Raw genomic sequence first — 10,389 nt, 5'->3', positions numbered from 1 at the left:
GCTGTTTTTTTAAGCGCCCCCCCCCGGTTTGGGCGGCCTTTTTTTCCGTGCCCCTTGGGGTGCGGCGGCCCCCCCGCCCCTGCGCGCGCGGCGGGGGCCCCCCCCCCGCCACCGCCATGGCGGCGGTCCATTTCGTCGCGTGCCAGTGCGGTTGCGGCGGTCGTCAGCCTTGGAAGTAGGCGCCCGAGAAGTCGACTGCCGATCCAGGGGCCGGCTGGATCAGGTCCTCCTGCGGTTCGGTGGTCAGGTACCCGATCACCGGGCAGTCGATCAACGCCTTGACGCTGCCGTAGGGCGCACCGCCGGGTGCGGTGAGGAGATCGGGGTGTTCGGCGGCGAGCTTGAGGATCTGGAACTCGTCGGTCTGCCGGGTGTTCAGTTTCTGCTGGACCGCCTTCGGCGTCCACTCGCCGAACTGCGCCTCCCACAGCGGGCTGTAGGCGTCACGACGGTTGTTCTGCTTGAGGGTGGGGAAGTCACCCTGGACGTTGAGCGCGTCACCATCGTGGCTCAGCGCCTGCAGCAGCGCCTTGTCGCCCAGCGAGGCGTCTTCGCCGGCGTGGCCGTCCAGGATGAGGTGCGACAAACCCTGGGCCTGCGGGTTGTTCGCGCCGGTCTGCCCGTTGACGAAGGGGAAGATGCGCTCGCGGGCACTGCCGAGGAAGTCGTCGCCGCCGGGGAAGGCGACATTGTTGAGCGCCGGGACGTAGGTCGCGCGCTCCAGCACCGCCGTCGTCGCGTCACTGGCGTCGGTGGAGATGTAGATGATCGACTTGCCGGAGTCGAACCCCCGGATGAACAACAGGTCGACGGACGCGCCGTGGAACTGTGCCGGGCCGGTGTCCTTGGCGGCCGGATGCACCGCGAGTACGCGGTCGGCGGTGTTGGTGTGGTGGTCCACGTCGAACGGGCCGTCGCCGACGGCGACGATCGGCGCGTTGTAGACGATCGGGGAGCCCGCGACGCGGATGAAGGGGCTGTAGCCGGGGCCGCCGACGGCGCCGGGCGTGGCCTGGCTGGGCGGGAACCCGGTCGGCCCTGCCGTCAGCACCCGGCTCGGGCTGAAGTCGGGGACGCCGGCGAAGTGGATGGTGGCCTCGTTGAAGATGGCGCTCGCACCGCCGGTGAGGGTGACGTCCTGGACGCAGCTCGGGCAGCCGACCGAGGCGTTGGCGAGTTTCGGCGCGTAGTTCAGCCCGAGGTCGTCAGCGGCGCCCTGGTCCGAGGCCTCGGTCAGCACGTACCAGACCGTCCGGCCTTTGTAGTCCCCCTTGTGCAGCGGCAACCGGACGTACTCGCTCTGCAGGTCGACCTTGATCGCGCTCGGCAGGATGGTCTTGCTGACCGGCAGGGTTCCTGTCGTGGCCCCGGTGCCGGCGTCGGACGGGTGGTCGCCGCCGGTTGCCGAGGCAGCGGCCTGGGGGACGACAGAGGCGAGGACCGATGCCACCGCCAACCCCACAGCGGACAACATGATCGCGCGGCGCCGATCGCGAATTCTCACGAAACACTCCTTGCCGTTACGGGAAAAGCACGACACGCGAGCCGAACATGGCGCTGTGGCAGGGGAAACGCGGAGTGTTCGAGCTCGACGGCGGTGACGCTACGCCCCACCGTGCCGATTGCTCCTTACAGAAGACTTATCGGCTCATTACGTCGACCGACCCCAAGCGGTGCAAGCCAATCCGCGCCGCGGGCAGCCTGAGGTCCGCGGGTAGGCCGGACGAGAAGTCGCCCGGGTGACGGGGGTTCTTCCGATCGCGCGCCGGCGGGAGATCGTGACAACTCAGGCAGAGTTACGCCGCCTTCTCACCAGTTCTTCAAGTGGATGCACGCAGATGAAGAGATTGACGAGTCACCGTCGAAAGCCCCTGCGGGGGAGCCGACTCAGCGGTCCGTGACAGGAACGAAGCCGGCCGCGGCGTTGGACCTTGGGGCAGAGCCCACACCGCAGCATGTGATGACCAACGCAATGGCCATCCCGGACAGCAAGGAAACGCCGTGCAGGTCAGCGGCGACCGTCAGTGCCACAGCGCAGGCAACCGACCCGACCAACGCGAGTCCCCGAGCGCGAACAACGCACAACACCAGAACAGCGGCAACGGCAGCCACTGCGGCGGCCCGGATCCCGCCGAAGCCCCAGCCCGTCAACGCGGCGATGTAGCACACCACAGCCCCCACCGCCCACCGGCTCGCGTCCCGCCGGTCTGTCAGCAACCAGACCACCACCCCGCCCGCGAGCCCGCAGATCGCGATCGAATCGCCACCACCGGGTTCCCCCCAGGCATACGCGGCGATCTGGCCGCGGATCGTTCCGGCGGTGAACAGCACCGCCCATCGCCAGCGGCCGAACAGCCGCTCGGCGACCACGCCCACAACCGCCAACGTGACCAGGTTCGTCACCACCTGGTACCAGCCCAAGGTCTGCACGAACAGCGGTGTCACCAACCGCCACCACTGACCGGCCTCCAGCGCGCCCGGCTCACGCTCCAACACCGGCACCGCCAAAGGCACCGCATACTGCACAACCGCCGCGACCGCGGCAACGCCGACCGCCGTGGCCGCGATGATCGGCTTCCGCTCCGCTGTCTCCACATTCTCAGGACGGATGATCCACCGCACCGGTTGCATTGGACGGCACTTCGGTCGGGTCGGCGTGGAAAGCGTTGCGGGCGGGGGACATCTCAGTCATTGATGTGTCAATCGGGTGGTGTCAGGTCGGCGCCGGCTCGGGCCGGGGTGGCCTAGGCGGGGGACCGGATCAACCCAGGAAGTAGCTTGGTGGCTGCTGGCGCAGGGTGGTCGCCGCCCTCGCCAGGTCGCTTTCGGGGATTGCCGCTGACCCCGTGCTGATCTGGATGACCCGGTCGCCTCTGCGGGCGAGGTAGAGCGACTCCCACCCGTTGGCGGGTTTGGAGACTCGCCAGACGTCGGGGCCGGCCGTGACGCACGGCACGGCGACCTTGCTATCGCTGCCCAGGTTGGGGATCACGCAATCGGCCGGGGGGTTGAACCCTGCGGTCGCAGGCGTCTGGAACACCGCGATGTTCAGCGAGCCGTCGGCCGCCGACAGCCTGGAGGGCCCGTCCGACTGCTGGCGCGCCGACTGGGGCCGCAGCCAGAAGGCGAAGGAGGACCCGGAGTCGTCGACGTGGTACTCGATGATCGTGTAGCCGGGCAGGTCCGGGGCGAACAGCGGATGCGGGAAAGCCGCCAGCTGGGCGGCTCTGTCGGTGGCCTCGTTTGCGTCGCGGGCGGCCTGCTGGATCGGATCCACCACCATCGCTGCGGGGATCAGCGCAACCACCATCACCGCCACGATGACCCGCCACCGCGGCCGGGCGCCCGGCCCGCCGACGAACGCGGCTGCTGCGTAGCCGCCGGCCGCCACCACGGCCACAGCGATCACCGTGGCCGCCTGCTGCCACTGGCCAAGGACTGAGGCATAGGGGGCGAGCATGGACAGGCCCCGCGTCAGCGCCACCAGCGCCACTGGGGCCAGCAGGGCTGTCAGCCGGGGCCGCCTCACTCGTACGATCAGCAGCAGCGGCCAGGACAGCGCCCAGGCTGCCAGCACAGCGACCGCCAACTCGCCCAGCGCCTCCAGTTCCTTGTTGCGCATGGTGAAGGCGTACGCGGTCACCGCCAGGCCGAGCGCACTGCCGACAGCCGCAGCCCGAGCGCATTGCCCCGCCAGCCCCCGAGCGGGAAGGGCCTGTTCGGCCGACACGGCCGGTCGCTTGTGCACAGCGGGAATCCTCGGGCCTGCTCCCAGGCCTGGCATCCGGGCAACTACTCAATTCCCAGCCACGCCCCATCAAGTCCGCACGGCCAGCCAGCACCGCCGACACAGGCTGAACGGCGCCGGACCCGCCGGGCCGGCCACGCGGCCGACCCCGAACGGCGAGAATCGCTGATGGACCGCCTGCGGGCTGGCGCCCAGAGGTCCAGTAGACCATCCGCATCTGCCGATGTGCGTTTGTCCGGAGCCGGCCGGAGATCAGGTGTCGGGCACGGCGATGCTGCGCCGCTGGGCGCGGTGGGCGAGCGCATCGAGGATCCGCTGCCACGCCGGTGATGCCTCGGTGACCAGGGAAGAAACCACGGTGCTGCTCCCTGGCCGGCTGAGGTCGCCTTCGTGTTCGAGTTCCCAGGCGTCCAGGTCGTCGATGAGCCGGTCCACCCGTGGATCGTGCGGATCCCAGTCAACTGCTTGATCACAGGCCAGGTACAGGCGCGTCCGGTCGGGGTCGGCGAAGCCGGCGTTCTTGTCCTGTATCCACTGCGAGGTGGCGCGCGGGTCCACTGCGTGTATCAAGATCCGCGCGTCCCGCTCCAGCCGCACCGTCCGTTCGCTGACCCCGATGCCGCGCATCCGGTCCAGGATGGCGACCACCTCGGGCGGCAGGACCAACCGTTCACCGCTGGCCAGTTCGGCGATCCGGTGCCGGTGCTCGGCGAGCCGGTCGATCTTGCGCCGCAGGTCGGCGTCGATGTCGGTGATGGCCGCGGCGAATTCGGTCGGCTGGGCGTGCAGCAGCGCGTCGATGCGGGCCAGCGGCACCCCGGCATCGGCCAGGGTCCTGATCCGGATGAGGTCCACCGCTGCTTGCGCGTTGTAGCGGCGGTAGCCGGAGGCGTCGCGGTCGGCTCGGCCAACAGACCGACGCGGTGGTAGTGGCGGACGGTGCGTACGGTCACGCCGGCGCTCGCCGCGAGTTGGCTGATCGTGAGCACCGTCCTCCTCCGCCTGTCGTGTCGACTTTAGACGCGCGCCACGACGTCGCGGATCGCCTGGACCACGACATCAGGACGCTGGAAGCAGAGCTGGCTGTGGCCGACGCCGGAGACGGTGCGTTGTTCCCCGTGCGAGACCGCGCTCACCAGGGCGGCGATCATCCTCTGCTTGCCCTCACCTACCTCCCGCAGCGTCCGCTGCGCTATCCGCAGCCGCGTTTGCTGCGAGGTCAGCGCGTGCTGGGCGGGGTCGACGCCCTCCGCGGTGAGCGCGATCAGCGGAACGTCGGGGATGTCCGGTCCGGCCCGTAGTTCCTCGGCGAGTGCGACGAGGTTGCCGCGCTCGGCGAAGCCGGCCTGGAGCCATTCATCGCTCGTGTGGGCATCGATCAGCGGCAGCCGCAGGTGTTCCGGGTAGTCCGCCACCAGCTCGGTGTACATCTCGCGCAGGGCTGGGCGCATCTGCTGGATCTGCGCGGGATCAGGCGCCATCCGCTCGCCCGCGGCCAGGGCCGCCTCGGCGGGCATGAAGTCGTCCCAGTCGCGATGGAACGCGTCCAACCAGACCAGCCCGGCTACCTCGCGTGGGTGCAGCTGCGCGAACCGGTGCGTGTAGGCGCCGCCGAGGGAGTGCGCCACCATAACGTAGGGGGCGGCGATGTCCTGGGCGTGCAGCAGCTCGTGCAGTTCCGTGGCGACCGCGGCGGCGGTGCGTGGCAGTGGCAGCGGATCGCTGTAGCCCGTGCCGCCGCGGTCGTACACAACGGCGGTGGTGAACTGGGACACCTGTTGCTGGACAAGGAAGTAGTCCAGACCGACCGAGCTGGCGCCGGGCAGGAAGACGACGGCCGGTCCGTCGCTGCCCGTCCGACGCACGAACACGCGGCGGCCGTCGATCTCCTGGAACCCACCGGTCGGCGGAGCGGGCCGAGCCGCGGAAGTGATGTTCTCCGTCATGGGGCAAGGCTCGAACCCTGACGCACGGTCAGGGTCAAGCCCGTCGGCCGCTCCCCGGAAGGGCAATGCGCGCCGGTGCCGCACCTCCGGCTGTCAGCCCGGCGAGTGGATCAGGACTTCGGCGAACCGGTCCGCGGCGGTGGCGTCGGCGAACGGCAGGAACAGCGACGGCTCGATCAGCTCGACCTCCAGCACGCAGTAGCGGCCGTTGTCATCACGGACGAGGTCCACGCGGGCGTAGGTCGGCGTGCCCAGCCGACGCGCGACGGACTCCAATGCCTTGGTGGCAACGGAGATCTGGTCGGGCGACGCGCTGTGCTCGGCGTTGGCCTCGGCCGCGAACAGCGCCTCCACCGCCCCGGCCCGGGGCAGAGTGACCCGTTTGCTGGCGGCGTGGCTGAACGTTCCGCCGAAGAACACCATCGGCCATTCACCGTCCTGGGCGACCGACGCCAACAGCGGCTGGATCAGGACAGTCAGGCCAGCGGCGTGCAGGCGGGCGACGTGCGCGGTCGCGCTGTGATGCTCGTCGGGTCCGTACCAGGCAGCGTCGCGGCTGCCCGCGCCCACGGCCGGCTTCACCACGAATCTGCCGTCCGGGAACCGCGCGGTCGCGCCGGGATGCACGAACACCGTCGGGGTGATCGACACGCCGTCCTCCGCCAGTTCGGCGAGGTACTGCTTGTCCAGGTTCCATCGCACGGTCGCGGGTGGGTTCACCAGTTCACTGACGGTGTCCACGTCTTCTACCCAGTTCAGGAACTCGGGCAGGTGTTGCGGGTAGTCCCAGGCCGAGCGCAGCACCACCCGGTCATAGCTGGACCAGGCCACGCCGGGGTCGTTCCAGTCCACGACATCGACCGCCACACCGGTTCGCTTCAGTGCGGTCAGGGCGATCGACTCGTCCTCGTCCAGTCCCCGCGCTTCCCGCGCCGTCACCCACGCCAACCGCTCGATCATCAACGGATAATAGGTGAGCTGCTCCGGATTTGGTGGAGACCGTGATGTGCCCCGAGTTTCGTGGAGCCGGCTCGCTGGACTTCATTGATGTGCCCCGGGAGCCGGTCCCGGTCCAGTCCTTCGCCGATACGTCCCCATTGCGTGATTTCGGCCTGCGCCGCTGCGTGTGACCGGGCCGTCCGGACGTCCGCCATGATGTCGATGCCCTTCACTTCGGGTGAGCCGGCGGTGGTTATGCCTGCTCGTTGATGAGGCCGGCGTAGTGGCCCGGGTTCGCTCGATCTCCTCGAGACCGATCTCGGCGATGGCCTTCCCGAGCTGCGGCACCCGCGCCTGGATCCCGGCCAGGCGACCGATCCGGCGAACTCCGTCCAGGACCTTGGCGCCTCGATGGAGCAGATCGCCGAGGCGGCCGGCCTGACCAGGATCACCGTGCACCACCGCTTCGCCAACCGACAGGCACTCCTGGAGGCCCTCGCCGCCGCGCCGGCTGGTCTTCCTCACCGAGGGCTGATGCAACGTTGCGCCTGTGGTGGACAGGGCCCACCACAGGCATGGACTCCGCTTACTGGTGCGGGTTCAGGTGCAGGCCGTAGGTGCTGGACGAGTTGAGGACATCCGGCGCAAAAGCGGGGCGGGACACCGACCGGCGCCCCGCCCCCGTAGTGCAGAAAAGCGTTTCAGCTCAACGTGAGGGCCGTGTCGTCGAGCACGAAGGACGTCTGGAGTGAGGAGTCCTCAGCCCCGCTGAACGAGACGGTGACGGTCTGGCCGGCCAGCGACGAGACGTCGTACGAATGCTGAACGTAACCGGTCACGGCGTTGAGGTTGGAGAACGTGGCCACGGTGGTCGAGCCGACCTTCACAGTCAGCTTGTCGTACTGCGTGGTCTTCGTGGTTTCCGCGGTGTCGATGTGCAGCCAGAACGACAGCGTCGCGTGGCAGCCCGTCGGAATGGCGGCCGACTGAGTGACCGAGTCGGTGTGCGTGGTGCCGTAGCCATCCAGCCAGGCGTAGTACGTGCCGGAGTGCGAGGTCTCACCGGCGCCGTTGGCGTTGACCACGCCGGAGGTGGTGGTCCACGGCGTGGTGCCCGACTCGAAGCCGGCGTTGCCGAGCTTCTGGCCCGAGCAGCCGCCGCCACCCTGCGGGTTGACGGTCCACGAGAACGTGGCGCTGCCGGACTTTCCGGCGGTATCGGTCACCGTGGCGGTCACCGAGTACGAGCCGGCGGTGGTCGGCGTGCCGGAGATGAGACCCGACGAGGAGATCGACAAGCCGGCCGGCAGCCCGGTGGCGCTCCACGTGTACGGCGCGGTGCCGCCGGTGGCGGACAGCTGCAGGCTGGCTGCGGTGCCGACGGTGCCGGACTGGCTGCCCGGGCTGGTGACACTCGGCGAGCCGGGCGGCGGCGGGGTACCGCCGGCGGTGAAGGCCGCGGTGCCGTTGGGCGTGCCGAGACCGGTCGGGCCGTCCCAGCCGGCGCCGGCGTTGCACTGCACCGACGGCGAGCAGCTGCCGTTGCTGCCGGAGGTCACGTCGTACAGCGAGCCGGTGTTGGCGTACGGGTACGACGCCGGTCGGTCGCTGGAGCCGGGGGTGCCGGCCAGGGCGTACACGGAGGCGATGATCGGCGAGGAGGCGCTGGTGCCGCCGTAGACAGCCCAGCCGCTGCCACCATAGGTCTGGTAGACGGCAAGGCCGGTGTTCGGGTCCGCGACCGCGGACACGTCGGCGTCGGCGCGCTTGGCGCAGCCGGTGTTCACGCTGCTCTGGAACGAGGGCTTCGCCACATCACTGGAGCAGCCGGAACCCGCGCCGTTCCAGGCGGTCTCGGACCAGCCACGGGTGTTGCTGGCGTGGCTGAGCGAGGTGCCGCCGACCGCCGTCACGTACGCGGAGGATGACGGGTAGCTGATGCCGTAGCCGCTGTCACCGGTGCTGGCGGTGATCGCCACGCCCGGGTGGTTGAAGTAGCTGGAGTCGGAGGAGTTCTCGGTGCCGTCCTCCGAGCCGCCGTAGCTGTTGGACACGTACTTCGCGCCCATGCTCACCGCGGTGTTGACGGCCGTGCCGAGGTCGGCCATGGACGGCTGGTTGGCCTCGACGAGCAGGATGTGGCAGCCGGGGCAGATCGCCGAGACCATGTCCACGTCCAGCGAGATCTCGCCGGCCCAGCCGGTGTCGCCGGACGGCAGCGGGCTGGTCTGCCCGTTCTCGTTCACCTTCTTGAAACATCCGTTGGCGGTGGTGCACGCCGGCAGGCCGTAGGTGGACCGGTAGGTGGCCAGGTCCGACTCGGCGTTCGGATCGTCGTTGGAGTCGACGATGGCGACGGTTGCCGCCGCGCTGCCCGACGCCGTCAGGTTGTACGCGCTGCGGAGGTCGCTCGGGCCGTAGCCGCTGGGCAGCGCCGGCGTGTTCGGCGACGCGGTGACATCCGTTCTGCGCAGCGCGAAGCAGGCCGCGAAGCCCGGCTTCGGATTCTGGTTGCAGACGTGGGTCACGGGGTGGGCGGTGGCGGTCGCGGGCAGGGGCGTCGCTGACGCCATCGCAGAGCCCGCGGTCAGGGCCAGTGCCGCCATTCCGGTGAGTGCGGCCAACCATCGTCGGGGAGTGCGCACAGTTCCTCCATGGCAGGGGTAGAGGGAAGCCGTGCTCCGATGTGTACTCCGCCACGGCCTCAATCGGTGGCGCACCGGTGTCACTGGCACTAATGTGCCGAAACGCACGCCAGCCCAGGGAGAAGCCATGGTTTCGGCGGACACCGGCCACCTCGTCACGCTCGGACTGGGCGAACGGGCCGCCAGCACCTACCTCGCGCTCGTCTCGCTCGGAACGTCCACATCGGACGAGCTGGCGGCGATCGTCGGCCACCGGCCGGAGCAGATCCGTTGCAGCGTCGAGGAACTGCTCCACGTGGGGCTGGCCGGGCGGGCGGGTCCCGACCGCGAGCACCTGGTCGCGATGCCGCCGGGGCCGGCGCTGGACCTGCTGACGCGCCGAAGAGAGGCGGAGCTGGCGGCGGCCAGGGTGGCCGCCGCGGACACCTACCGGGCGCTGCGCCGGGACGCCGTCGAGGGGCTCGAAAATCTACTCGAAATCATCAAGGGACCTGCGGTGCAGGATCGGATCCGGCAGCTCGAGCAGTCGGTGCGGGCCGAGGTCAGGGGCCTGGACTCGCCGCCGTACTACACCGGGGCGGACGTCAACCAGACGGAACTGGACAATCTCGCCGACGGCATCCGCTATCGCGCCGTGTACGCGAAGACTGCGCTGGAGCGTTCGGAGTACTTGGCGGACAACGTGGTTGTGTGCGTGAAGGCCGGCGAGGAGGCGCGCACCCTGCCGGACGTGCCCGTGAAACTGTTGATATTCGACACGGACTGCGCCCTGGTCTCGTTGGCCGACATGGACAACGGCATCGGCTCCGCGTTGCTGATCCGACCGTCCAGCTTGCTGTCCGCGCTGACCGGGCTGTTCGAGGTGTGCTGGCAGGCCGCGCTGCCGCTGGCACTCGGTGAGCAGGGCAGCGGCCCCTTCCTGCAACCGAGTGAACGTCGCCTGCTGGGCCTGCTGGCCGCCGGTCTGGGCGACGAGCAGGTCGCGCGCGCTCTCGGCATCAGCCGCCGGACGCTGTTCCGCCATCTGGAAGGCCTGATGTCCCGCACCGGCGCGGCGAACCGCTTCCAGTTGGCGCTGCACGCCAAGCGCAACGGCTGGCTCTAGACGTCC

9 protein-coding genes are annotated in these 10,389 nt (G+C 69.5%); 2 read left to right on the top strand and 7 right to left on the bottom strand.

The window, feature by feature from the left end:
- Positions 1–163 precede the first annotated feature (163 nt).
- The 6 genes from AB0M73_RS17455 to AB0M73_RS17430 form a co-directional block, all read right to left on the bottom strand.
- Positions 164–1,504: a hypothetical protein gene (locus tag AB0M73_RS17455; protein WP_363891623.1), complete on the bottom strand. Its 1,341-nt coding sequence runs from the start codon at positions 1,502–1,504 to the stop codon at positions 164–166.
- Positions 1,505–1,887: 383 nt separating this feature from the next.
- The gene (locus AB0M73_RS17450; RefSeq protein WP_363891622.1) at positions 1,888–2,622 is read right to left on the bottom strand and encodes a rhomboid family intramembrane serine protease; all 735 of its coding nucleotides are present in this window, start codon (positions 2,620–2,622) and stop codon (positions 1,888–1,890) included.
- A gap of 139 nt (positions 2,623–2,761) precedes the next feature.
- Positions 2,762–3,748, bottom strand: a complete 987-nt coding sequence (locus AB0M73_RS17445; protein WP_363891621.1) for a hypothetical protein — start codon at positions 3,746–3,748, stop codon at positions 2,762–2,764.
- A 252-nt stretch (positions 3,749–4,000) separates the two neighbouring features.
- On the bottom strand, positions 4,001–4,603 hold the full coding sequence (locus tag AB0M73_RS17440; RefSeq protein ID WP_363891638.1) for a MerR family transcriptional regulator: 603 nt from the start codon (positions 4,601–4,603) through the stop codon (positions 4,001–4,003).
- 161 nt (positions 4,604–4,764) lie between these two features.
- Positions 4,765–5,694 carry an alpha/beta hydrolase gene (locus tag AB0M73_RS17435; protein ID WP_363891620.1) on the bottom strand — a complete coding sequence of 310 codons (930 nt, stop codon included), beginning with the start codon at positions 5,692–5,694 and terminating at the stop codon, positions 4,765–4,767.
- 93 nt (positions 5,695–5,787) lie between these two features.
- Positions 5,788–6,654, bottom strand: a complete 867-nt coding sequence (locus AB0M73_RS17430; protein ID WP_363891619.1) for a hypothetical protein — start codon at positions 6,652–6,654, stop codon at positions 5,788–5,790.
- A 390-nt stretch (positions 6,655–7,044) separates the two neighbouring features.
- On the opposite strand from AB0M73_RS17430, the gene AB0M73_RS17425 reads away from it, so the two are divergent.
- Positions 7,045–7,266 (top strand): TetR family transcriptional regulator, encoded by a 222-nt coding sequence (locus AB0M73_RS17425; RefSeq protein WP_363891618.1) that lies wholly within the window; start codon positions 7,045–7,047, stop codon positions 7,264–7,266.
- 68 nt (positions 7,267–7,334) lie between these two features.
- Here AB0M73_RS17425 and AB0M73_RS17420 read toward each other — a convergent pair whose 3' ends face one another.
- Positions 7,335–9,239 carry a S53 family peptidase gene (locus AB0M73_RS17420; RefSeq protein ID WP_363891636.1) on the bottom strand — a complete coding sequence of 635 codons (1,905 nt, stop codon included), beginning with the start codon at positions 9,237–9,239 and terminating at the stop codon, positions 7,335–7,337.
- A gap of 166 nt (positions 9,240–9,405) precedes the next feature.
- On the opposite strand from AB0M73_RS17420, the gene AB0M73_RS17415 reads away from it, so the two are divergent.
- Positions 9,406–10,383 carry a LuxR C-terminal-related transcriptional regulator gene (locus AB0M73_RS17415; RefSeq protein ID WP_363891617.1) on the top strand — a complete coding sequence of 326 codons (978 nt, stop codon included), beginning with the start codon at positions 9,406–9,408 and terminating at the stop codon, positions 10,381–10,383.
- Positions 10,384–10,389 lie beyond the last annotated feature (6 nt).

The organism is Kutzneria sp. NPDC051319, assembly GCF_040682195.1.
Classification (GTDB): domain Bacteria; phylum Actinomycetota; class Actinomycetes; order Mycobacteriales; family Pseudonocardiaceae; genus Kutzneria.
The sequence above is the reverse complement of the archived record's forward strand: the minus strand, read 5'-3'. Positions and strand labels throughout refer to the sequence as shown.